Source organism: Terrabacter sp. Soil811 (assembly GCF_001429655.1).
GTDB lineage: Bacteria > Actinomycetota > Actinomycetes > Actinomycetales > Dermatophilaceae > Terrabacter.
This window is the reverse complement of the sequence record NZ_LMSX01000011.1, coordinates 89,823-112,672: the sequence shown is the minus strand read 5'-3', so window position 1 is coordinate 112,672 and position 22,850 is coordinate 89,823. Positions and strand designations below refer to the sequence as shown.

Annotated in this window: 21 protein-coding genes and 2 tRNA genes; 7 read left to right on the top strand and 16 right to left on the bottom strand. The window is 70.7% G+C overall.

Annotated elements, in window-relative coordinates:
* Positions 1 to 94 precede the first annotated feature (94 nt).
* Positions 95 to 167 (top strand) — tRNA-Asn (locus ASH01_RS19580).
* Positions 168 to 236: 69 nt separating this feature from the next.
* On the opposite strand, the gene ASH01_RS19575 is transcribed toward ASH01_RS19580, so the two are convergent.
* From ASH01_RS19575 to ASH01_RS19555, 5 genes are all read right to left on the bottom strand, one after another.
* Positions 237 to 1,121, bottom strand: a complete 885-nt coding sequence (locus tag ASH01_RS19575) for an amino acid ABC transporter permease (RefSeq protein ID WP_056780062.1) — start codon at positions 1,119 to 1,121, stop codon at positions 237 to 239.
* Complete coding sequence (locus ASH01_RS19570; RefSeq protein WP_056780058.1) at positions 1,118 to 1,795, bottom strand: amino acid ABC transporter permease; 678 nt, start codon at positions 1,793 to 1,795, stop codon at positions 1,118 to 1,120. The genes ASH01_RS19575 and ASH01_RS19570 overlap by 4 nt, the downstream gene beginning before the upstream one ends.
* A 119-nt stretch (positions 1,796 to 1,914) precedes the next feature.
* On the bottom strand, positions 1,915 to 2,748 hold the full coding sequence (locus tag ASH01_RS19565) for a glutamate ABC transporter substrate-binding protein (RefSeq protein WP_056780055.1): 834 nt from the start codon (positions 2,746 to 2,748) through the stop codon (positions 1,915 to 1,917).
* 95 nt (positions 2,749 to 2,843) lie between these two features.
* On the bottom strand, positions 2,844 to 3,572 hold the full coding sequence (locus tag ASH01_RS19560) for an amino acid ABC transporter ATP-binding protein (protein ID WP_156415683.1): 729 nt from the start codon (positions 3,570 to 3,572) through the stop codon (positions 2,844 to 2,846).
* 226 nt (positions 3,573 to 3,798) lie between these two features.
* Complete coding sequence (locus tag ASH01_RS19555; protein WP_056780050.1) at positions 3,799 to 5,154, bottom strand: M23 family metallopeptidase; 1,356 nt, start codon at positions 5,152 to 5,154, stop codon at positions 3,799 to 3,801.
* Positions 5,155 to 5,493: 339 nt separating this feature from the next.
* On the opposite strand from ASH01_RS19555, the gene ASH01_RS19550 reads away from it, so the two are divergent.
* Positions 5,494 to 6,300 carry a maleylpyruvate isomerase family mycothiol-dependent enzyme gene (locus tag ASH01_RS19550; RefSeq protein WP_056780047.1) on the top strand — a complete coding sequence of 269 codons (807 nt, stop codon included), beginning with the start codon at positions 5,494 to 5,496 and terminating at the stop codon, positions 6,298 to 6,300.
* Between the two features lie 98 nt (positions 6,301 to 6,398).
* Here ASH01_RS19550 and ASH01_RS19545 read toward each other — a convergent pair whose 3' ends face one another.
* On the bottom strand, positions 6,399 to 7,370 hold the full coding sequence (locus ASH01_RS19545) for a zinc metalloprotease (RefSeq protein ID WP_056780044.1): 972 nt from the start codon (positions 7,368 to 7,370) through the stop codon (positions 6,399 to 6,401).
* Between the two features lie 682 nt (positions 7,371 to 8,052).
* Positions 8,053 to 8,126, bottom strand: a tRNA-Ile gene (locus tag ASH01_RS19540).
* Between the two features lie 178 nt (positions 8,127 to 8,304).
* Between ASH01_RS19540 and ASH01_RS19535 the strand changes: the two genes are divergently transcribed.
* The 5 genes from ASH01_RS19535 (at position 8,305) to ASH01_RS23955 (ending at position 11,364) form a co-directional block, all read left to right on the top strand.
* The gene (locus ASH01_RS19535; protein WP_056780041.1) at positions 8,305 to 8,646 is read left to right on the top strand and encodes a bifunctional 3-phenylpropionate/cinnamic acid dioxygenase ferredoxin subunit; all 342 of its coding nucleotides are present in this window, start codon (positions 8,305 to 8,307) and stop codon (positions 8,644 to 8,646) included.
* 176 nt (positions 8,647 to 8,822) lie between these two features.
* Positions 8,823 to 9,338, top strand: a complete 516-nt coding sequence (locus tag ASH01_RS19530) for a DUF3145 domain-containing protein (protein ID WP_082620014.1) — start codon at positions 8,823 to 8,825, stop codon at positions 9,336 to 9,338.
* A 471-nt stretch (positions 9,339 to 9,809) separates the two neighbouring features.
* Positions 9,810 to 10,316, top strand: coding sequence for an HNH endonuclease (locus tag ASH01_RS19525; protein ID WP_056780039.1), 507 nt, complete (start codon positions 9,810 to 9,812; stop codon positions 10,314 to 10,316).
* The gene (locus ASH01_RS19520) at positions 10,313 to 10,687 is read left to right on the top strand and encodes a WhiB family transcriptional regulator (RefSeq protein WP_056780035.1); all 375 of its coding nucleotides are present in this window, start codon (positions 10,313 to 10,315) and stop codon (positions 10,685 to 10,687) included. The genes ASH01_RS19525 and ASH01_RS19520 overlap by 4 nt, the downstream gene beginning before the upstream one ends.
* A gap of 104 nt (positions 10,688 to 10,791) precedes the next feature.
* The gene (locus ASH01_RS23955) at positions 10,792 to 11,364 is read left to right on the top strand and encodes an LAGLIDADG family homing endonuclease (RefSeq protein ID WP_156415679.1); all 573 of its coding nucleotides are present in this window, start codon (positions 10,792 to 10,794) and stop codon (positions 11,362 to 11,364) included.
* A 108-nt stretch (positions 11,365 to 11,472) separates the two neighbouring features.
* On the opposite strand, the gene fabF is transcribed toward ASH01_RS23955, so the two are convergent.
* From fabF to aceE, 9 genes are all read right to left on the bottom strand, one after another.
* Positions 11,473 to 12,723 (bottom strand): beta-ketoacyl-ACP synthase II, encoded by a 1,251-nt coding sequence (gene fabF / locus ASH01_RS19510; protein ID WP_056780027.1) that lies wholly within the window; start codon positions 12,721 to 12,723, stop codon positions 11,473 to 11,475.
* Between the two features lie 145 nt (positions 12,724 to 12,868).
* Positions 12,869 to 13,117 carry an acyl carrier protein gene (locus ASH01_RS19505; protein ID WP_020145270.1) on the bottom strand — a complete coding sequence of 83 codons (249 nt, stop codon included), beginning with the start codon at positions 13,115 to 13,117 and terminating at the stop codon, positions 12,869 to 12,871.
* 138 nt (positions 13,118 to 13,255) lie between these two features.
* Positions 13,256 to 14,311 carry a beta-ketoacyl-ACP synthase III gene (locus tag ASH01_RS19500; protein WP_200959039.1) on the bottom strand — a complete coding sequence of 352 codons (1,056 nt, stop codon included), beginning with the start codon at positions 14,309 to 14,311 and terminating at the stop codon, positions 13,256 to 13,258.
* A 148-nt stretch (positions 14,312 to 14,459) separates the two neighbouring features.
* A complete protein-coding gene (locus ASH01_RS19495; protein WP_056780024.1) occupies positions 14,460 to 15,392 on the bottom strand; it encodes an ACP S-malonyltransferase in 933 nt (310 codons plus the stop codon).
* 46 nt (positions 15,393 to 15,438) lie between these two features.
* Complete coding sequence (locus ASH01_RS19490) at positions 15,439 to 16,803, bottom strand: PucR family transcriptional regulator (protein ID WP_056780021.1); 1,365 nt, start codon at positions 16,801 to 16,803, stop codon at positions 15,439 to 15,441.
* 108 nt (positions 16,804 to 16,911) lie between these two features.
* Positions 16,912 to 17,628: a class I SAM-dependent methyltransferase gene (locus ASH01_RS19485; RefSeq protein ID WP_056780018.1), complete on the bottom strand. Its 717-nt coding sequence runs from the start codon at positions 17,626 to 17,628 to the stop codon at positions 16,912 to 16,914.
* 59 nt (positions 17,629 to 17,687) lie between these two features.
* Positions 17,688 to 18,152, bottom strand: a complete 465-nt coding sequence (locus tag ASH01_RS19480) for an SRPBCC family protein (protein ID WP_056780015.1) — start codon at positions 18,150 to 18,152, stop codon at positions 17,688 to 17,690.
* Between the two features lie 113 nt (positions 18,153 to 18,265).
* Positions 18,266 to 19,690, bottom strand: a complete 1,425-nt coding sequence (argG, locus tag ASH01_RS19475) for an argininosuccinate synthase (protein ID WP_056780013.1) — start codon at positions 19,688 to 19,690, stop codon at positions 18,266 to 18,268.
* A gap of 148 nt (positions 19,691 to 19,838) precedes the next feature.
* Positions 19,839 to 22,610, bottom strand: a complete 2,772-nt coding sequence (gene aceE / locus ASH01_RS19470; RefSeq protein ID WP_056780010.1) for a pyruvate dehydrogenase (acetyl-transferring), homodimeric type — start codon at positions 22,608 to 22,610, stop codon at positions 19,839 to 19,841.
* Between the last annotated feature and the right edge of the window lie 240 nt (positions 22,611 to 22,850).

The window sequence follows — 22,850 nt, the reverse complement described above, 5'->3', positions numbered from 1 at the left end:
CGGCGTCCCGCAGGCTCGTCCGGACGTCGTCGGCGACCCGCCGAACCCGATTTCTCGACGGCGCTGATGCTTTGCTATGGTTGCGCAGCAGCATTCCCCTGTAGCTCAATTGGCAGAGCAGCCGGCTGTTAACCGGCAGGTTATTGGTTCGAGTCCAATCGGGGGAGCACCGCGCAGAAGGGCCCCGACACCGCTGGTGTCGGGGCCCTTCTCGTATGCCGTGTCGTCGGCTCGCGTCAGCGGCTCGGGGTCCCCGCCGCGTCGGCACCGACCACGCCTGTTGCCTGTGCGCCCTTGCGGGGCCCGCGTCCGCGGCGGCTGAGGCGGCGCTCCACCCGGCCGGCAACCACCGTCAGGCTGTAGTTGATCAGGATGAAGATGATCGCGACGAAGATGTAGGCCGGGATCGTGTTGCTGTATCCGGTGCCGATGTCGCGGGCCGCTTGGAGCAGCTCGGGGTAGAGCACCGCCGTGCCCAGCGCGGTGTCCTTGAGGATCACGACGAGCTGCCCGACGAGGGCCGGCAGCATCGCGGTGAGGGCTTGCGGCAGCTGGATCGACCGCATCACCTGGGGAGGCGTGAGGCCGATCGATACGCCGGCTTCGGCCTGGCCCTTCGGCAGGCTGAACACACCCGACCGGACCAGCTCGGCGATCACCGAGCCGTTGTAGAGCGTCAGGGCGGTCACGACGGCAGCGAGCGGGTTGATCTCGCTCGTGAAGACGCCGTTGCTCGAGAAGTACGAGTACGTGAAGTACATCATCAGCAGCACAGGCACGGACCGGAAGAACTCCACGATGACGCCGCACACCCAGCGCAGCGCCCGGTGCTGCGACAGCCGGCCCATGCCGAAGATGAGCCCGAAGGCCAGGGCGAGGACGATGGAGATCGCGGCGGCCTCGAGCGTCTTGATCAGTCCCGGGACGATGTACTGCGTCCACACGTCGGCGCTGAACAGCACGGTCCACATCTCGGGTTCCAGCTGGCCCTGGGCCTTGAACTTCCACAGCACGGCGCCGATGGTGGCGACGGCGAGCACCACGCCGAAGACGGTGAGGATCGCGTGCCGCCGCCGGGCCCGGGGCCCGGGGGCGTCGAACAGAACGGACTCGGCACTCATCGCTTCACCGCCAGACGACGCGAGAGCGAGGTGAAGAACACGCCGACGGGAAGCGTGAGGACGACGAAGCCGAGCGCGAAGACGAGGAAGACCGTGACGCTCGCCGTCTCGTTCTCGATGATCTCGCTCATGAGCAGCGAGGCCTCCGCGACGCCGATGACGGAGGCGACGGTCGTGTTCTTGGTCAGCGCGATGAGCACCGAGCCCAGCGGGGCGACTGCCCCGCGGAAGGCCTGCGGGAGGATGACCTCGCGCAGGCTCTGGCCGAAGGTGAGACCGATCGAGCGGGCGGCCTCGGCCTGACCGAGCGGAACGGTGTTGACGCCGCTACGCAGTGCCTCGCAGACGAAGGCCGCGTGGTAGACCGCGAGCGCGACGATGGCCCACCGGATGCCGTTGTCCACGAGCGCTGTCGGTGAGTTCTTGTCGGTGAGGCTGATCTGCAGGATGTAGTACGGGCCGGCGATGGAGAAGAAGATGAGCAACGTCAGCGGGGTGTTGCGCACCGTGTTGACGTAGAACGCGCCCAGACGGCGCAGGATCGCCACCGGCGACACCCGCATCACTGCGAGCACGGTGCCGATCACGAGAGCGCCGATCGCCGAGAAGAAGGCGAGCCTGATGGTCATCCAGAACGCGCCGAGGATGTCGTACTTCTCGAGGATGTCGAGCACGACGCTCCTTTCCGCTGTCGAGTCAGTGGGTCAGGGGTTCACGGGTCGGAGTCCCGGCCCCCGCCGAGGACGGGCCGCGCACCGTGTGGTGAGCGACCCGCCCTCGAGGTGGGAGTCGGTCAGGAGCACGCAGCCGGCGTGGGCGGGTTGCCCGGGCCGGGCTTGTAGTTGGCCGGGCCGAGGTTGGCGTCGATGGCCTTCTGCAGGGAGCCGTCGCTCTGCATCTTCTTGATCGCGTCCGTGATCTTCTGGCAGAGGGCCGTGTCGCCCTTCTTCAGGCCGATCCCGTAGTTCTCCGTCGAGAACGGCTTGCCGACGAGCTTGAACTTGCCCTTGTTCTCGGGCTGGGCCGCGAAGCCGGCGAGAATGGCGTCGTCGGTCGTCAGGGCGTCGACGCCGCCGGTGGCGAGAGCGGGCAGACACTCGGAATACGTCCCGAACTCCTGCAGCTGCACCGTCTGGGCGAACTTGTCCTTGACCTTCTGGGCCGAGGTCGAGCCCTTGACCGAGCAGAGCTTCTTGCCGTTGAGGCTGTCCGGACCGGTGATCGACGTGTCGTCGGCGCGGACGAGGAGGTCCTGTCCTGCGACGAAGTAGGGGCCGGCGAAGGAGACCTTCTCCTTGCGCGCGTCGGTGATGGAGTACGTCGCCACGATGAACTTCACCTGACCGGTGGAGATGAGGTCCTCGCGCTGGGCGCTGGGCGCCTGCACCCAGGTGATCTTGTCCTCGGAGGTGCCGAGCTCCTTGGCGACGTACTTGGCGACGTCGATGTCCATGCCGGTGTACTCGGTGCCCTTCTTGAGGCCGAGGCCGGGCTGGTCGAACTTGATGCCGATCTTGAGCGCGTCGCCGCTGCCGGCGTCGCCCCCGCTGGTGCCGGAGCCACACGCGGCGAGCGTGAGAGCGAGTGTCGCAGCCGCAGCTACGGCTCCGATTCGTCGTGCCTTCATCTGGGTTCCTCCCTGAGTGGTTGCTCGCGGCACGCGGTGCTGCGTGCCGCTCCCTGTCGCTAGGTCCCGTGGGGTGAGTGGGTTCGGTGGGTGGGTCAGTGGGTGAGGATCTTGCCGAGGAAGTCCTTGGCACGGTCGCTCTTCGGGTGGGTGAAGAACTCCTGCGGCGTGCCGGTCTCGACGATCTGGCCGTCGGCCATGAAGACGACCCGGTCGGCAGCCTTGCGGGCGAAGCCCATCTCGTGGGTGACGACGATCATCGTCATGCCCTCCTTGGCGAGGCCGACCATGACGTCGAGGACCTCGTTGACCATCTCCGGGTCGAGGGCCGAGGTGGGCTCGTCGAAGAGCATGACCTTGGGCCCCATGGCGAGGGAGCGCGCGATGGCGACACGTTGCTGCTGTCCGCCGGAGAGCTGCGCGGGGTACTTGTCGGCCTGGGCCTCGACGCCGACGCGCTTGAGCAGGTCGGTCGCCTGCTGGTCCGCGTCGGACTTGGACTTCTTGCGGACCTTGATCGGTCCGAGCGTCACGTTGTCGCGGATCGTCTTGTGCGCGAAGAGGTTGAAGGACTGGAAGACCATCCCGACGTCGGCGCGCAGCTGCGCGAGCGGCTTGCCCTCCTCGGGCAGGGCCTTGCCGTCGATCGAGATGGTGCCCGACTCGATGGTCTCGAGGCGGTTGATGGCGCGGCACAGCGTCGACTTGCCCGAGCCGGACGGTCCGAGGACGACGACCACCTCGCCCTTGCCGACCGTGAGGTTGATGTCGCGCAGCACGTGCAGGTCGCCGAAGTGCTTGTTGACGCCGTCGATGACGACCATGGGGTCACGAGGCGTGTCCGGGGTGCGATCGCTCGGCGCCGCGGTGTCGGGGTTCACGTCGTCCATTCCGGAAAGCTATCGGCTCCGGGGACCGTCGAGCACCCTCCGCGCCGAGCGTGCTCGAATCGTGAGGAGTGCCGTCGAAGCACGCGTACCCGGTCCTAGATCGAAAACGGACCGGTCAGCCGCCACCCGGCCCGCGGGCCGGGGCCACTGGGCGTCCCGCTCAGGGACCGACCGCGGCCGTCGTCGACGAGTCGGTGGGCTGGCTCGTCGAGGTGTCGATGGCCGTGGCGATCGCGGTCGCGATCTCCGTGGCGGTCTTCAGGACCTGGGTCGCCGTCTCCGTCACGGTGGCCGTCGGCGTGGGGTCTGCCGCGACCGGGGCGGCCGCAGGAGCACTCGGAGCCACCGACGACGACGGCGGCGGGGGCGGCGGCGGGTCGCTCGTGGTCACGGGAGGCGGGTCGGCCGTGGTCGTCGTCGTGCTCGGCGGGGCGGTCGTCGTCGTGCTCGTGGCCGGAGCGGGGGTCGTCGGCGGCGGGACCGTCGTGGACGGCGCGCTCGTCGTCGTGGTGGGCGATGGCTTGGTGGTCGTGGGCTTCGACGTGGTCGTCGGGCTCGGGGCGCTCGTCGTCGTCGAGGGACGCGTCGTCGGAATGACCGTCGTCGGAATGACCGTCGTGGTCCCGGGCTGCGACGTGGTCGGGGTCGAGGTCGGCGGCCGACCACCTGTGCTCGTCATGTCGCTCGGGGCCTGCGTCGCCTGGGGGATCGGCACGTCGCCGTCGGCGACGGTCCGGATGACGCGGCCGCCCGGGTCGAGCACGAGGTGCGGGACGACGGCATACGGCACGGAGGCCGTGGCTGACGGCGCGAAGCCGAGGTACGGCGCAGGGTCGACGTAGCGGTCGTTGACGATGACGTCGAAGTGCAGGTGGCACCCGGTCGACCATCCGGTCGTGCCGCTCAGGCCGATGACCTGGCCCTGCTTGACGTGCTGACCCTCGGTGACGAGGAACTTCGACTGGTGGCCGTAGGCCGTCTTGAGCGTCGGGGTGTGCTCGATGATCGTGCGTCCACCCCAGGACGCGGAGACGCGGGCGTAGATGACCGTGCCGTCGGCGGCTGCGTGGATCGGGGTCCCGCAGGCGGCGGCGAGGTCGATGCCCGTGTGGAACATCGGGCGGCCGAGGAGCGGGTGGATGCGCGGCCCGAAGGGCGAGGTCTCGCCGCCGGGGACCGGGTGGATGAACAGCGGGCGGCCGATGATCGGGGCCGCGATGGCCTGGGCCGTGGCGGGTGCCAGGCTGATCGCCGGGAACATGAAGAGGCCGCCTCCGATGGCGGCGCTGAACGCGGAGTCGACCGGGGCGAGGGCGACCGTCGGCGAGCCGGTGACCGAGCCGGTCAGCTCCTTGCGGGCCTGTCCCACGGCGGATACGGCGTCCTGGACCGCGGCCGGCGAGCCGGCCGCGAGCACGACCGAGGCGGTCGGGGTCTGGGGGGTGCTGCCCCCGAGGAACGGCAGCAGGGCGAAGAGGAGCAGCATCGTCGCGAAAGGCACGAGTCGACCGCTCATCCTGATGTTCAGGACGAACGGACCGCTGCGCTCATTGGCATCTGTCACCGTCAAGCCACCCCCTCGAGGCACACCCACTGTCACCATCGACACTCTCCCGGCGGTCGCGCCGCCGCAACCGGAAGGCCCCCACGAACGCCCCCACGTCCTGACCGGCCGGTCACGACCACCATAGGTCGGGCCGATGTGCAGGGGGCGGTTCCCGCGAAAATGCGTCGGGAATCGGTGACGTATGTGACTGATGGGGACAATGTCCGTCTCTCGGCCGGTCGGGAATCGGGGACGCCGTCGGGCGGTTGGCGCATGAGACCGTATCCCGTAGAGCAGATGGAGCCAGCAATGACCCCGCAGGCAGCCTGGATCGACGCCGTCCGCACGTCTCACGAAAGGCTCCGGGGCGTCCTCGACCGCGTCGAGCCGCAGCAGTACGAGAGCAGGGCCTACCCCGCCGACTGGAGCATCGCCCAGGTCGCGTCCCACCTCGGCAGCCAGGCCGAGATCTTCGGCCTCTTCCTCGACTCGGGTCTCGCCGACGGCGCCGCCCCGGACGGCGACGCCTTCAAGGCCGTGTGGGCGCGGTGGGACGCCATGACGCCGGCCGACCAGGTCAGCGAGAGCGTCGTGGCCAACGACCGCTTCGTCGAGCGGCTCGAGGAGGTCGCGTCGTCCGGAGCGCCGTTCGAGGTCGAGCTCTTCGGCGGCCCGTCCGACCTCTCAGGGGTCGCCGCCGCCCGGCTGGCCGAGCACGCCGTGCATACGTGGGACGTCGAGGTGGTCCTCGACCCCGCCGCGACCGTGGGGCCTGAGGCCGTGGACCTGCTCGTCGACCGGTTGCCGGGCACGGTCGCCTTCGCCGGCCGGCCGTCGGCGGACGTCGGCCCCACCTCGGTCGTCGTCGGCACGCAGGGGACCGAGCGGCGCTTCCGGCTCGACGTCGGCGCGGACGCGATCCGCCTCGAGCCCGTCGACGAGGCCGCCGCGACGACGGCCGGCGGAGAGCCCTCGGCCGACACCACCGACGTGGTGCTGCCCGCGGAGTCGCTCGTTCGCCTCGTCTACGGCCGCCTCGACGCCGAGCACACGCCCGACGACGTCACCGGCGCCGAGCACCTGCCGGCGCTGCGGGCGGTCTTCCCGGGCCTCTGACCCGACCCGCACGCGTCGGAGCCCGCCGGCCACGAGGCCGGCGGGCTCCGACGTCCGCAGCACCCGGCATACGCCAGCAGCTGCGTGGGCGCTGACCGTCAGGTCGTCGGGACCCTGCGGAAGGCGACCCAGGCGTCGTTCATCCGCTCGACCTGGCCCCGGGTGAACATGTTCATGCACGAGTCCTGCGTGTAGTCCATGAAGTTGTGGATCGGGTCGAGCCCGGGCGCGCTGCACGTGTCGGCCCCCGTGGGGCAGTCGAACTGCGGGACGGCCTCCCGCGGGGTGTCGGCCACGAAGTCGCCGCTGGCGGAGCAGGCACCCTTGAAGGTGTGCTCGAGCATGAGCCAGTGGCCGACCTCGTGGGTCAGCGTGTCACCTTCGGCGTACTTGCCGGCCGTGCCGCCGGGCATCGACTCGTCGAGCATGACGACGCCGTCGATGAAGTCGCGGCCGTTGTTGTAGCCCTTGGGGAAATAGGCCCAGCCGAGCAGACCCCCGCCGATGTTCGCCGAGTAGACGTTGAGCGTCTCGGAGTTGCCCGTGTAGAGCGCCTTCTTCATGTCGCGCTCGGTCTTGCCCGGCGTGACGGTGTACCACTGCGCGTTGACGGTGTAGTCGATCTTCGCCAGCGAGAAGCGGAACGGTGAGTCGGCCGCGCCCTGGGCGGTCCTGCCGCTGTACGAGTTGTTGAGCACCATCATCTGCGCGGTGATGAGTCGCTGCCAGCGTGCCTTCTCGGTGACCGAGAGCGCGTGGTCGGAGACGACGTGGAAGACCGTCGGGATGTGGACGCTGCCGTTGGGCATCCGTGGCGCGTCCTTGACGACGCCGTATGCGTTCGCCTCGTTCGTGGAGTACAGCTCCGGCTCCTTGGCGGTGCTGCCGGCACGGACGCGCGCGACGTCGGGCGCCGTCTCGCACGCGGCCGCACCGGGCGAGGCCTCCGTGGGGGCGTGGCTGGCACCGGTCGGAGCGGCGCTGACCGTCGCGCCGGAGGACCCGGCGGCGACGACGCTGAACGCGGCGGCCGTGACGGCCATCCAGCGGAGGGCGGGCTTGCGTGGCATACGTGATCTCCCCTGTGGTGGCGCCGGCGTGCAGTTCTCGGAACCTACTCGGCGCCGGGGTCGCCGCGGGGCCTTGGCGGGTCACGAAGTTTGACCGGCGGAACGGTCGGCCCGGGCCGTGTGACACGACGGATCCCGTCGCCCGGCTTGCGGCAATCTTGCGGAAACCACGGCATTTGGGGGGTTTCGATCTTGCAGTCCGCACGGCACAGTGGTCGTTGTGGGGGAGGAAGCCCGACCAGGACCGTGGGGGGACGGGTCGGGGTAGGACCGGCGGGGGAGCCGGCTGGGGGTGAGGACGGGGCGGGTTCTGCCGGGGGAGTCGGCGGGACCCGCCCCGACCGCTGTCCGGCGACGTCGTGGCCCGTGGTGGGTGGGTGTCCTGACTGCCCCGATCTGTGGGGTTTCCTCACGGGACGTGCGGGCGCGGGTGGACACTGGGGGCAGGGCCCGCAGGCCCCTTCTCGGGAGAAGGGTCGGCGCGGCCCGGCGGACGGCGCGGCCCTCGTGGTCGACGAGCACCGGGCCCGACTCCCACCCCCGGGGTCCGTGCTCTCCCCTCAACACCGTCCGGGTACCGACCGGTCCGCGAGCGGGCCACTCGGTGCAGGACTGGCCGGCGGTGGTCGCACCCCGCCGGCCAGCCCCACGGTGGCGGCGGGCCGGCGCCTCCGGTATCCGGTGGGGCAGCAGGGGCTTGAACCCTGGACCGACGGATTATGAGTCCGCTGCTCTGACCGGCTGAGCTACTGCCCCGGGACCGTCAGCGGCTCGGCCGCTGAGATCGGTCGGAGTCTAGCGACCGGTCGGCGACCGTCGTGGAGGCGGGCGTTGGGCAGGCGCGGGGCGGGCACGGGGCGGGCGCGGTCGCCGGGCACCCAACCTCTAGGCTCGCCGTTGACCACCGACCCCGGCACGTGAGGAAACGACGAGCATGAGTGACGGCATCCGCGTGGCAGCGGTCGACGACGTCGAGCCCGGTGAGGCGCTCGTCCTCGACACGGCGGTCACGGGCACGGACGAACCGATCTCGCTCTTCCGTGACGACGACGGCACGTACTACGCCCTTGACGACACGTGCTCGCACGAGGACGCCTCCCTGGCCGACGGGTGGATCGAGGCCGGCGAGGTCGAGTGCCCGCTCCATGCCACCCGCTTCTGCCTGAGCGACGGCAAGCCGATGTGCCTTCCGGCGACGAAGCCGGTGCGCACCCACAAGGTGGAGGTCCGGGGCGACGAGGTCCACCTCTTCCCGGGCGTGGCCGCCGGTAGCTGAGCGGAGCGAAAGCCACATATCGGTTCCTGAGACTGCTGGTGCCGATGTGTCTCGTGGTGCACAATGGGGCGAGTGCTCGCAGTCGAGCACGTTCATCCGGCACCACCGAGTCAGTCCACCGGCACGTGAAGCAGCAGGCGTTGGGGAAGACGTCCCTGCAACTTCAGGAGGTTCGGATGGCTGTCGCGATGCCGCGCACCACGACACGCGGGGTTCTGTTCGTGCACGGAGCCCCGGCCGCGCTCTGCCCGCACATCACCTGGGCGATCGAGGCCGTCCTGGACCAGCCGCTGACGTTCGACTGGATCCCCCAGCCGGCCGCGCCGCGCATGGTGCGGACCGAGCTGTCCTGGACCGGCGCCCCGGGCACCGGGGCCGAGCTGGCCAGCGCGCTGCGCGGCTGGGACGGGCTGCGCTACGAGGTGACGGAGGAGCCGTCGCCCGGCTGCGACGGCGCTCGATGGTCCTACACGCCGCGGCTCGGCATCCACCACGCCATGACGTCGGCGTCCGGAGACGCCGTCGTCCAGGAGGACCGCCTGCGGGAGGCGATCCTGCGCACGCGCGGCGACGTCGAGGCGCTCCAGGACGAGATCGACCTGTTGCTCGGGGTCCCGTGGGACGAGGAGCTCGAGGTCTTCCGCTACGCCGGTGACGGCGCCGCCGTGCGCTGGCTGCACCAGGTGGGCTGACCACCAGACGTCTCGCCCGCCGCGGCTCCAGCGCGGTGCACGAGGTGACGAGGGCCCGGGCGGTTCGTGCTCCCGGGCCCTCGTCATGTCTGGTGCAGCGAACGGTCCTCGGAAAACCACTGGCCGACGCGTGCTGCGGCCTGTCATCATCGACCGGGGCGCGGCGACCGCTGTGCCCCAATACTTCTCACCGTCCGCAGACGAAAGGCCTGTCATGGCAACGGGACTCACCATGAAAGCGAAGCGCAGCCTGTGCCTCGCCGATGTGGCCTACCCGTTCGTCGGGGAGTGCGGCATCCGGCACCCCCAGCCACGGCATCCCCGCCTGCGACCTCGCTGACGCGACGAGCCTCACCCGCTCCCATCGTCGAGCCGCCCCCGGGAGACCCGGACGGGGCGGCTCTTCTCGTGCCGCCTGTCGACCTGACGACCCACGACGACCCGACGAGACCACGGAGAGGAGGACCGACCATGACCCAGGTCGAGGTGTGGAACGCCGACGAGACGCTGCTGCACCGCGTCTCGGTGCGGCACGCCGTGCGGATGATCTGGCGTGGCGTCGCAACCCCCGTCGAGGTCCACGCCACGGAGCGTTTCGGCCCCTACCAGGTGCCGGTCGTCGTGCGGCTGGTGCGGTACGTCGAGCAGAAGTGGCTCTACTCGCGCACCCGGGCCGCCTACTCGCGTGAGGGTGTGCTGCTTCGCGACCGGCACCAGTGCGCCTACTGCGGCCGCTTCACGGCCACGACCATGGACCACGTCCTGCCGCGATCGCGCGGCGGTGCGACGTCGTGGACCAACGCAGTGGCGGCCTGCGAGCCGTGCAACCTCCGCAAGGGTGACCGCACCCCGGACGAGGCGCGGATGCCGATTCGCTGGGAGCCCTACGTCCCGACCCGGGTGCACCTGCACTTCGCCCGGACGACCACATCGACCGCGACGCACGTCACCGAGCTCGGGAAGGAGCCCGCCAGATGACGAGGAACCGTACGACCCTTCGGACCCAGTCCCTCGGACAGGTCGGTCTCCGCCCGGCTACCCGGGGCGGCCAGGCGCTCGACGCGTGGATCTTCCGCGCGGCGTCGGAGCATCCCTTCGAGCTGGGCGGCGCCCTGCCGCTCTGCGCGGCGGAGGATCCGGACCTCTTCTGGCCGGCCACCGAGGCCGAGGCCGATCAGGCCAGGACGGTGTGCCGGGCGTGCCCGCTCGCCGAGGCCTGCCTGGCCGTGGCGCAGCAGCGCCTCGAGTGGGGCGTCTGGGGCGGGCAGCTGCTCGCCAAGGGGCGCCCGACGACCGAGCTCCCCGGCAACGTGCGCCCGTCGGCGCACGACACGGCGCGCAGCGCCTGACACCGAGGACGTATGCCGGGTGGCGCGCTCCCGACGGACGCCGCCACCCGGCCGAGACCTGCCAGTGCGAAGGCTGTGTCGGTGGCACCGCCTAGCGTCTGATCATGTTGCTAGATCCGTCCCGACCCGAGGTTTCCTACCTGCTCGGACTCCTGCACACGGACGGATGGCACTCGGGGTGTGTTGACCACAAGGGCAAGGTTGGCATCGAGCTACATGAGCGCGACGTGGCTCCACCGAGAGAATGTGGGCTGGTGTCGAGGGCGTACCTGCGGGGGGTGCTCGATGGGGATGGATCGGTGGGGTTCACGCGGACGGGTGCGCCGTTCGTGAGCCTGGTGACCGCTTCCGAGCCCATGGCGCGGTTCTTCGAGGACCAGGTCTGGGAGGTCTGCGGTGTACGACGCTCCACACGGCGGAACACCCGTGACCGAGTGTTCAACGTGATGGTGACCAACACGTCCGCAGCGCTGATGGCAGGGCATTGCTGGCAGGCGGGGGACTGGCCGGTCATGGCTCGAAAGGCGAGCGCCGCGGCCGAGGTCGCGGCGTGGCAGCCACTGCCGGAGAAGGCCGGTCGCTGCGGCGTCAAGCGAGAGAAGTGGACGGCGGCGCAGGACGAGCTGCTGCTGTCGCATCGCTCGCCGAGACCGCGGAGATCCTCGGGCGCACCATGAGGTCGGTATCCGTGCGCCGATGGAGGCTCCGGCATGGCATCACGAACGGACACCAGAGCCCTGACCACTCTTGAGCAGTCAGGGCTCTGGTTCCGGCGTGGCGATGAGTCAGATGCTGCGGATCGCCAGGGCGACGTTGTGGCCGCCGAAGCCGAACGAGTTGTTCAGGGCGGCGAGGTCGCCGTCGGGCAGCTTCTGGTGCTCACCCGTGACGACGTTGAGGGGGATCTCGGGGTCCTGGTCGTCGAGGTTGATCGTCGCCGGCACGAGACGGTGGTAGATCGACTGGATCGTGATGACCGCCTCGAGCGCACCCGCCGCGCCGAGCAGGTGCCCGGTCATCGACTTCGTGGCCGTCACCGACATGTTCTCGGTGTGGTCGCCGAAGGCCCGCTTGATGGCGTTGTACTCGGCCACGTCACCGACGGGGGTCGAGGTGGCGTGCGCGTTGATGTGGATGATGTCGGTCGGTGACAGGTCGGCCCGCTCGACCGCAAACAGCATCGCCCGTGCCGCACCGGAGCCGTTGGGCTCGGGGGCGGTGATGTGGTGGGCGTCGGCGGACATGCCGACACTCGCGAGCTCGGCGTAGATGCGGGCGCCGCGGGCGCGGGCGTGCTCCTCCGACTCGAGGACGATGACGGCGGCGCCCTCACCGAGGACGAAGCCGTCACGGCCGGTGTCGTAGGGACGCGAGGCCCGGGCCGGGTCGTCGTTGCGCGTCGAGAGCGCCTGCATCGCGGCGAACCCCGAGATGGGCAGCGGGTGGACGGCGGCTTCCGTGCCGCCGGCGACGACGACGTCGGCGCGGCCCGTGCGGATCATGTCGATGGCGTAGCCCATGCTCTCGGCGCCGGACGCGCACGCGCTGACCGTCGTGTGGGCCCCGGCGCGGGCGCCGAGGTCGAGCGACACGGCTGCGGCAGGCCCGTTGGGCATGAGCATCGGGACCGCGAGCGGGTAGACGCGGCGCGGGCCCTTCTCCTTGAGCACGTCCCACTGGTCGAGGAGGGTCCACACGCCGCCGATGCCGGAGCCGATCGCGGCTCCGAGTCGCTCGGGGTCGACCTCAGGGGCGCCGGCGTCGGCCCACGCCTCACGTGCGGCGATGAGGGCGTACTGGCTCGACGGGTCGAGACGGCGCGTCTCGACCTTGGCGAGCACGTCGATCGGCGGGGTCGCTATCGTCGCGGCGAACGTGACGGGGAGCTCGTACTTGGCGACCCAGTCGAAGTCCATCGTACGGGCGCCGGACCGGCCGGCGAGCAGGGCCTCCCACGTCTCCGTGGCGGTACCGCCCAGGGGCGTGGTGGCTCCGAGACCGGTGACCACGACGCGTCGGTCGCGATTGGACGTCATGGTGACGTGCTCCTCTGAGTCGAGTGGGGTGGGGTGGTGCGAGTGGTGCTGGGTCTGACGAGGCTGCTGCGGTGCTGCGTGGGTGGCGAGAGCCGCTGGTGCGGCTCGGTCGGCGCCCGGTGGTGCCGGGCGCCGACCGGGTGCATCAGGACTGCGCGCCGGCGATGAAGGTGACGGCGTCGCGGACGGTCTTGAGGTTCTTGACCTCGCTGTCCGGGATGCGCACGCCGAACTTCTCCTCGGCGTTGACGACGATCGTCATCATCGAGAGGGAGTCGATGTCGAGGTCCTCGGTGAAGGACTTGTCCATCTCGACGGACGCGGTGTCGAGGCCGGTCTCCTCGTTGACGATCTCGGCAAGACCCTCGAGGATCTCCTGCTCGGACTGAGCCATCTGTCTGCTCCTTGTTCGTGTTGGCGGTTCGTGCTTGCGGTGGTGCTCGGGGCTGTCATCCGTGGTGGATGGCGATCCGTGGCCCGAATGACCCGTCGGGACCGGCGGGAGTGCTGTGACTGCCCGTGCTGGGAGTGCTCAGGGCAGCACGACGACCTGCGCGGCATACACCAGACCGGCACCGAAGCCGATCTGGAGCGCGAGGCCGCCGCTGGGGATCTCCTTCTCGGCGAGCATGCGGGTCATCGCGAGCGGCACCGAGGCGGCGGACGTGTTGGCCGTGGTGACGATGTCGCGGGCCACGGGGATGTCGGCCGGCAGCTTGAGCTGCTTGACCATAGCGTCGATGATGCGGATGTTCGCCTGGTGCGGGATGAAGGCGTCGAGGTCGTCGGCCTTGATGCCCGCCTTGTCGATGGCCTGCTGCGCCACCGGGGCCATGCCCCAGACGGCCCAGCGGAAGACGGTCTGACCGGCCATGCCGATGGCGGGCCAGACGTTCTTGTCGGCCTGCGCGGACTGCCACGACTCGCGGACGTCGGTCCAGGCCTGCCTCTGGGTGATGGCGTCACGCTGGGTGCCGTCGGAGCCCCAGACCGTCGGGCCGATGCCCGGGGTGTCGCTCGGGCCGATGACGCACGCGCCGGCGCCGTCGCCGAAGATGAACGCGCTCCCGCGGTCGTAGGGGTCGGTGAAGTCGCTGAGCTTCTCGACGCCGACGACGAGGACGTAGTCGGCCGAGCCGCCCTTGACCATGTCGCTCGCCATCGCGACCCCGTAGCAGTAGCCGGCGCAGGCGGCCGAGATGTCGAGGGCCGGGGCCGTCGAGCCGAGCCGAGAGGCGAGCTCGGGCGCCGCGGCCGGCGTCTGGTAGGGGTGCGTGACGGTGGCGACGAGGACGAAGCCGATCTGCTCCGGCGTGACGCCGGCGTGCTCGAGGGCCTGGCGGGAGGCGGCCTCGGCCATGTCGATGACGCTCTCGTCGTGGGCGGCGTAGTGGCGGCTGATGATGCCGGACCGCTCCCGGATCCACTCGTCGCTCGAGTCGATCTTGTCGACGATCTCGGAGTTCATGACGACGCGGGCGGGGCGGTAGGCGCCCACACCCAGGATCCGCGAGTGGCGCGCGGCGCCGGTGTCGACGAGGGTGCCGGTGCCCTTGGGCGTCGGCGCGGTGGCGCTGGTGGATGTCACGTGAGGCCTTCTCGAGGGTGAGGTTTCAGGTGGGTCGTGGTGCGGCGCGGGGGAGGTCCTGGTGAGACGGGGTCGCCGCCGGACGGGGACCTCTCCACGAGCGTGCCCCTGTCGGGGTCGGTGCGCCAGTCATGGGACGTCGGTGTCGTCAGGTGGACGCGTGAGCGGCGACGAGGGTGCGCGCCGCCTCGAGGTCGTCGGGCGTCTTGACGGCCACGGTCTCCACTCCGGGCATGGCCCTCTTGGCGAGACCGACGAGGGTGCCGGCCGGGGCGAGCTCGAGCAGGCCCGTGACGCCGAGCGCGAGCATCGTCTCCATGCAGCGGTCCCAGCGCACGGGGTTGCTGACCTGGTGCACGAGCCGGTCGAGGGCGTCGGGTCCGTCGGCCACGGTGGCGCCGTCGGCGTTCGACAGCAGGCGGACGGTCGGCGCCGACGGCGTCACGTCAGCCGCAGCGGCGGCCAGCGCGTCGACAGCAGGGGACATGTGGTGGGTGTGGAACGCCCCGGCGACCTGGAGCGGGATGACCCGAGCCTTGGCCGGCGCCGCCCCGCGGAGCGCTTCGACCTGCTCGAGGGTGCCCGCGGCGACGACCTGGCCGGCGCCGTTGATGTTGGCCGGCGTCAGACCATGGGTCTCGAGGGCCGCGAGGACCTCCTCGGGGTCGCCGCCGAGCACGGCCGCCATGCCGGTCGGGGTGACTGCACTGGCCTCGGCCATGGCGCGGCCGCGGGTCGCGACGAGGGCGATCGCCTGGTCGTCGGTGATGACGCCCGCGAGTGCGGTGGCGGTGAGCTCCCCGACGGAGTGTCCGGCGAGGACGGCGCCCGTGGCGGCGAGCTCGGCGCGTGACGGGAAGAGCGCCGAGGCGGTCACGAGGCCGGCCGCGACGATGAGCGGCTGCGCGACGGCGGTGTCCTTGATCGTCTCGGCGTCGGACTCGGTGCCGTGGGCCACGAGGTCGTGCCCGGCGGCGCGGCCGAGGGAGGACAGCTGCTCGCGCACGCCGTCGAGCTCGAGCCACGGGGCGAGGAAGCCGGGGGTCTGGGAGCCCTGTCCAGGGCAGACGATCGCTAGCACGTGCTCAACCTTTCCGGGTTACCGGTGAGGACCTCGCCACCGAATGTCACGAAGTCGTCGGGGATAGTTTGGAGGTTTCCTCCAAGGGAGAACGATCGGTCGTGCGCGGCCGCAGCCGGGGCACCCGCGACGCCGCGGCCGCGACGCCGTCGCCCTCGCTGCCGGCAGCACCGACGACGGCAGACCCGGCAGACCCGGCAGACCCTGCGGATCCGGCGGATCCGGCTGCGCCAGTGGCCGGGGTCGTCGTGAGGCGCCCGAGGGCGAGCGCGATGCGCACCGCCCAGCCCTCGCGCGGAGTCGTGAGGTCGTAGCCCGTGACGTCGGAGATGCGCCCCAGCCGGTAGCGCACGGTGTTGGGGTGCACGAAGAGGACCCGCGCCGTCGCCTCGAGCGACCCACCGTGCTCGAGGTAGGCGGTCGCCGTCTGGAGGAGTGGTGCGTGACCGGCCGCGGACAGCGGCCGGTGGATGCGGTCGACGAGGATGCGGCGGGCCGGGGGGTCGCCGGCGAGGGCTCGTTCGGGCAGCACGGCGTCCGACTCGAGCACGCGCGGCGCATCGGGCCATGCGGGCGCGGCCGCGAGCCCGCTCAGGGCGGCGCGTGCCGAGCGTCCGGCCGCGAAGAGGTGCGGGACGGTCGGCCCGAGCACGATCGGTCCGGGCCCGAAGCAGTCCGCGACGGCCTCGACGACCCGCGGCGCCTCACGGGTGCCGCCGAGGATCGCGATGAGCCGCGAGCGCTGGACGATGGCGAGCGCCTCGACCCCGTGCTGCCGGACCGCCCGGCGCAGGTCGTCGACGGCGGGTACCGCTCCGCCGCTCGCGGTGGGGGTGCTGCCGACGACGAACGTCACGTCTGCGAGCTCCCCCCACCCGAGGGCGCTGGCCCGCGACTGCATGGAGTCGTCGGCCTCGCCGCGCAGGACGGCGTCGACGACGAGCGCCTCGAGCCGGGCGTCCCACGCGCCACGGGCCTCGGCCGCGCCGGCATAGACCTCCGCGGCGGCGAAGGCGATCTCACGGGAGAAGCGCAGCACCGACTCGCGCAGCAGCTGCTCGTCCCCGGGGGCGGCGAGGCCCTCGACCCGCGACTCGACGACGTCGACGACGGTCCGCACGAGGTCGAGCGTCTGGCGCAGGCTGACCGATCGGGTCAGCTCCTGCGGCGCGTTCGCGAAGATCGAGATGGCCGACGGTGGGTGGCTCTCCTCCTGGTGGAACCACGCGATGAACTGCGAGATGCCGGCCTGGGCGACGAGCCCGACCTGCGAGCGCTCCTCGGCCGAGAGGTCGCGGTACCACCGCAGGTGCTCCTCCATGCGCTGGGCAGCCAGCGTCGAGAGCTCGCCGGCGCTCCGCTCGACGGCGCGCGACGTCGCCTCGCTCGGGTGCTGCCGCGGTCCGCTCACGGGCCCAGCCTAGGTGTCCGGCTGCCCCGACTTTGTATGCCGCTCACAAACGGTGGGTGCGCACCTGACGGTCGTGGCCGGGGGCGGGGCCCCGGCGGGAGGATCGGGTCAGCGGGCCGACAGGACGGCGGTGTGGCCGGCATACGTCCGCGGACCCTCGAAGTGGGGGAGGGAGGCCGCGAGGTCGGGGGAGAAGGTGGCGAGGTAGGCGCTCGCGGTCGCGTGGTCGGCGAACGTCGCGCGGGTCTCGACGTCGCGCTGGACGACGTGTTCGAAGTGTCGACCGAGCACCTCGGCGGCATTCTCCGACATGAACTGGGTGACGAGCGCGTCACCGCCCGCCTCGCGCAGCAGCCCGGCGAGGTGCTCGCGGCCGTTCGTCGCGACGTAGAGCGTGCCCCCGTCGCGCAGGACGCGGCGCACCTCGCGGAGGGTGCCGTCGAGGTCGGGCACGTGGTAGAGCATCCAGGCCGCGACGGCGGCGTCGCACGAGCCGTCACCGAAGGGCAGGATGTCGGAGGACGCCACCTCCGCGGTGACGCCCAAGGCTCGGGTCGCCTCGACCATCGCGGGGGAGAGATCGGTCGCGACGTAGTCGACGTCCGGGGCCTCGTCGAGGACGGAGCGAGCGAACGCTCCTGTGCCGCAGCCGATCTCGATCACACGCCTGGGCTGGGACGAGACGACGAGCGTCCGCAGCACGTCCACGGGGGACACGCCCTCGGGGCCCGGGCGCCAGACGTCACGCCGTGTGCGGAGGTTGTCCGTGGAGGCGTACTGGCCGGCGACGTGGTCGCTCTCGGTGAGATGGGTGCTCGAGTCCATGACCGGCCACCCTAGCGGCGGCCACGGGGAGACCCCCGGACCGCCGACGGGTGCGTCGGTCAGCTCGAGACGGCTGACGCGAGGTTGCCGAGGCTGTCCTCGAGCTGGCTCTTCGCGACGAGCGGGAAGCTGACCTTGGACAGGATCTCCTTGTCGGTGACGTGGCTCCAGTCGTAGGTCAGCGTCACGAGGGTGGCGTTCGGGCCCTCCGGCGACAGCTCCCACATCCACTCCCACCCGGGCGGCGGGGTGTCGGCCGGCGCCGTCTTCCATGCGAGCAGGGAGTTGTGCGAGTAGCCCGAGACCGAGTTGTCGGTCTGGTACTCGCCCCCCATGTGGTCACCGGCCATGTTCATCCGGAACACGTCGCCGACCTTCTGGAGGCGCTCGGCCTTCTCGTCGGACCGCACGAAGCCGGACCCGTCGAGCTGGGGGTGGCGCTTCGGGTTGCTGAGCACGTCGAAGATCTCGGCGGCCGGGGCGTCGATGGTGCGCTGGACGGTGATTCTTCCGTTGTCGCTCATACCGGGCCCCTACCCGATCGGAGTGCTCGCAGGACCGCCTCCTCACCGGGTCGAGGTGATCCCGGCAGCCGGCCGGCCACCGGGATCACCTCGAACGACGGTGTCAGGGACGCTCAGTCGGTGCCGAACTCCATGGCGGCGCGGTCGAGCGCGTCGTCCTCGTTGTCGACGCCCACAGCAGCCGGGTTGGCCGAGATCGCGGCCGCGCCACCCGGCGTCAGCTCGCCCACGAGCTCGCGGGCATCGGCGCCGAGAAGGCCCTGGGCGGCATACAGCTCGAGCTTGGCGCGGGAGTCGGCGATGTCGAGGTTGCGCATCGTCAGCTGGCCGATGCGGTCGACGGGACCGAAGGCGGCGTCCTCGGTGCGCTCCATCGAGAGCTTCTCGGGGTGGTAGCTGAAGGCCGGCCCGGCGGTGCCCACGATCGACCAGTCGTCACCACGACGGAGGCGGATCGTGACCTCGCCCGTGACGGCCGAGGCGATCCAGCGCTGGATGGACTCACGGACCATGAGCGCCTGCGGGTCGAGCCAGCGGCCTTCGTAGAGAAGGCGGCCCAGCTTGCGGCCCTCGGCGTGGTAGTTGGCGATCGTGTCCTCGTTGTGGATCGCCGCGACGAGGCGCTCGTAGGTGATGTGGAGCAGCGCCATGGCGGGGGCCTCGTAGATGCCGCGCGACTTCGCCTCGATGATGCGGTTCTCGATCTGGTCGCTCATGCCGAGGCCGTGGCGGCCGCCGATGCGGTTGGCCGCGTCGACGAGGGCGACGGGGTCGGGATACTCCGTGCCGTTGACGGCGACGGGGCGACCGCGCTCCCAGCGCACCGTGACGTCCTCGGTCTCGATGGCGACCGACGGGTCCCAGAACTTGACGCCCATGATCGGCTCGACGACCTCGATCGACTCGTCGAGGAACTCGAGGGTCTTCGCCTCGTGCGTGGCACCCCAGATGTTCGCGTCGGTGGAGTACGCCTTCTCGGCGGAGGCCCGGTAGGGCAGCTCGCGTGCGGTCAGCCACTCGGACATCTCGTGCCGGCCGCCGAGCTCGGTGACGAAGTCGGCGTCGAGCCACGGCTTGTAGATGCGCAGGCTGGGGTTGGCCATGAGGCCGTAGCGGTAGAACCGCTCGATGTCGTTGCCCTTGAAGGTCGAGCCGTCGCCCCAGATCGAGACGCCGTCGTCCTGCATGGCGCGCACGAGCAGGGTGCCGGTGACGACCCGGCCGAGCGGGGTCGTGTTGAAGTACGTCTTGCCGCCGCTGCGGATGTGGAAGGCGCCGCACGCGATGGCGGACAGCCCCTCCTCGACGAGCGCGGCCTTGCAGTCCACGAGGCGGCTGATCTCGGCGCCGTACTGGCCGGCGCGGCCGGGGACGGAGTCGATGTCGGGCTCGTCGTACTGCCCGAGGTCGGCCGTGTAGGTGCACGGGACCGCGCCCTTCTCACGCATCCAGGCAACAGCCACAGAGGTGTCGAGGCCGCCGGAGAAGGCGATGCCGACACGTTCACCGACGGGGAGCGAGGTCAGGACCTTGGACATGGATGTAAGTATATGCACAGCAGCGCATACCTATCCAATCGCGCGGATCGCCCCGACGGCGTATGCCGTGGGACGGGTGGGCGGGTGTGCGTGTGGCCCGGTCCCTGGGCAGGGACCGGGCCACACGGCATACGTCAGCGGGGGAGCGTCAGCTCTCGCCACCCGCGTTGCCGGAGGTGCCGGCGGTGACGTCGTCGAGCTGGTACTTCTCGGCGGCGCGACGGGGGACGTCGGCGTCGACCTTGCCCTCCTTGGCGAGCAGCTGCAGCGTCCGCACGGCGACCGACGGGCCGTCGATGTGGAAGAAGCGGCGGGCCGCGGCACGGGTGTCGGAGAAGCCGAAGCCGTCGGCGCCCAGGGTGGCGTACGTGCCCGGGACCCACTCGCGGATCTGGTCCTGGACGGCCCGCATGTAGTCGGAGACGCCCACGACCGGGCCCTCGGTGCCCTCGAGGCACTGGGTGACCCACGGCTTGATCGGCGGGCCGTCGGGGGAGAGGAACTCCTGCTCGTCGGCCGCGAGGCCGTCACGACGGAGCTCGTTCCACGAGGTGACCGACCAGACGTCGGCGGCCACACCCCAGTCGTCGGCGAGCAGCTGCTGCGCCTCGAGCGCCCACGGCACGCCGACGCCGGACCCGAGCAGCTGCGCCCGCGGCGCCTCGTGCGTCCAGCCCTCGGTGTCGGCGACCGAGATGCGGTGCATGCCGCGCAGGATGCCCTCGACGTCGACGGCCTCGGGCTCCTTCGGCTGCTGGATCGGCTCGTTGTAGACCGTGAGGTAGTAGATGACGTTCGACTCCTCGGGCGTGTTGCCCTCGCCGTACATCCGCTTGAGGCCGGCCTGCATGATGTGCGCGATCTCGTAGGCGTAGGCCGGGTCGTAGTGCACGACGGCCGGGTTGGTCGCGGCGAGGAGCGGGCTGTGGCCGTCGGCGTGCTGGAGGCCCTCACCCGTCAGGGTGGTGCGGCCGGCCGTCGCGCCGATGAGGAAGCCGCGCGTCATCTGGTCGGCGGCCGCCCAGATCGAGTCACCCGTGCGCTGGAAGCCGAACATCGAGTAGAAGACGTAGATCGGGATCATCGGCTTGCCGTGCGTCGCGTAGGACGTGCCGGCCGCCGTGAACGCGGCGAGCGAGCCCGCCTCGTTGATGCCGAGGTGCAGGATCTGGCCGCTGACGTTCTCGCGGTAGGCGAGCATCAGCTCGGCGTCGACCGGCGTGTAGTTCTGCCCGTTGGGGTTGTAGATCTTGATCGTCGGGAAGAACGCGTCCATGCCGAACGTGCGCGCCTCGTCGGGGATGATCGGCACGATGCGCGGGCCGAACTCCTTGTCGCGCAACAGGTCCTTGAGCAGGCGGACGAACGCCATCGTCGTGGCGACCTCCTGCTTGCCCGAGCCCTTCTTGACCTGGGCGTACGCCTCGTCGCCGGGCAGCTTGACCGGCTCGAAGTCGACGCGCCGGCTCGGCAGCGTGCCACCGAGCTTCTGGCGACGGTCGATCGAGTACTTGATGACCTCGCTGTCGGCACCCGGGTGGTAGTACGGCGGCTGGTAGGGGTTGGCCTCGAGCTGCTCGTCGGTGATCGGGATGCGGAGGCTGTCGCGGAAGGCCTTGAGGTCGTCCAGCGTCATCTTCTTCATCTGGTGAGTGGCGTTGCGGCCGGCGAAGTGCGAGCCGAGGCCGTAGCCCTTGATCGTCTTGGCGAGGATGACCGTCGGCTGGCCGGTGTGCTGGCGCGCCGCCTGGTAGGCCGCGAAGACCTTGCGGTAGTCGTGGCCGCCGCGCTTCAGGTCCCACCACACCTGGTCGTCGGACCAGTCCTCGACCATCTTGGCCGTGCGCGGGTCGCGACCGAAGAAGTGGTCACGGACGTACTTGCCGTCGTTGGCGCGGAAGGTCTGGTAGTCGCCGTCGCTCGTCTGGTTCATGATGTGCACGAGCGCGCCGTCGCGGTCGGCGGCGAGCAGCGGGTCCCACCCGCGGCCCCAGACGACCTTGATGACGTTCCAGCCGGCGCCGCGGAAGAACGCCTCGAGCTCCTGGATGATCTTGCCGTTGCCGCGGACCGGTCCGTCGAGGCGCTGCAGGTTGCAGTTGATGACGAAGTTGAGGTTGTCGAGCTCCTCGTTGGCCGCGAGCTGGAGCAGGCCACGCGACTCGGGCTCGTCCATCTCGCCGTCACCGAGGAAGGCCCAGACGTCCTGCTGGCTGGTGTCCTTGATGCCGCGGTTGTGGAGGTACTTGTTGAACTGCGCCTGGTAGATCGCGTTCATCGGGCCGATGCCCATCGACACCGTCGGGAACTCCCAGTAGTTGGGGAGCAGCCGCGGGTGCGGGTAGGACGGGACGGCCTCGACGGTGCCGTCGACGCGGTGGCTCTTCTCCTGGCGGAAGCCGTCGAGCTGAGCCTCGGTGAGGTGGCCCTCTAGGAAGCTGCGGGCGTACATGCCGGGGGAGGCGTGGCCCTGGAAGTAGATCTGGTCGCCGCCGCCGGGGTGGTCCTTGCCGCGGAAGAAGTGGTTCATGCCCACCTCGTAGAGCGTCGCGGCGGAGGCGTACGTCGAGATGTGCCCGCCGACGCCGATGCCGGGGCGCTGGGCGCGGTGCACCATGATCGCGGCGTTCCAGCGGATGTAGCGGCGCATCTCGCGCTCGACGTCCTCGTCGCCGGGGAACCACGGCTCGCGCTCCGGCGGGATCGTGTTGATGTAGTCGGTCGCCGTCAGGGAGGGGACGCCGACCTGCTGCTGGCGCGCGCGCTCGATGAGCTTGAGCATGATGTAGCGCGCCCGCGTCCGGCCCTTCTCGTCGAGGACGGCGTCGAGCGAGTCGATCCACTCCTGCGTCTCGTCCGGGTCGATGTCCGGGAGCTGACTGGGGATGCCGTTGAGGATCGGTCCGGCCTCGGATGCCACGTCGTGGGTCCTTTCTCGTCGCGAGGCGGCGCCCGCGGCCGGTCGGCCACGGCGCTGCACCCACCCATCCTCTACCAAACCGTGGTGGCCGTCACACTCGGGTCCAGCCCCGGGACGGCCACTGCGGCGTCTCCGCCGTCCCACCCGCTGGTATGCCGTGTGCTCCCTCTGGCGCGGCGTGCGCGTTGCGCACCCACCGGGTCGGGCTTGCGCGATAGCGTCGGAGCCAGTGCACTGATG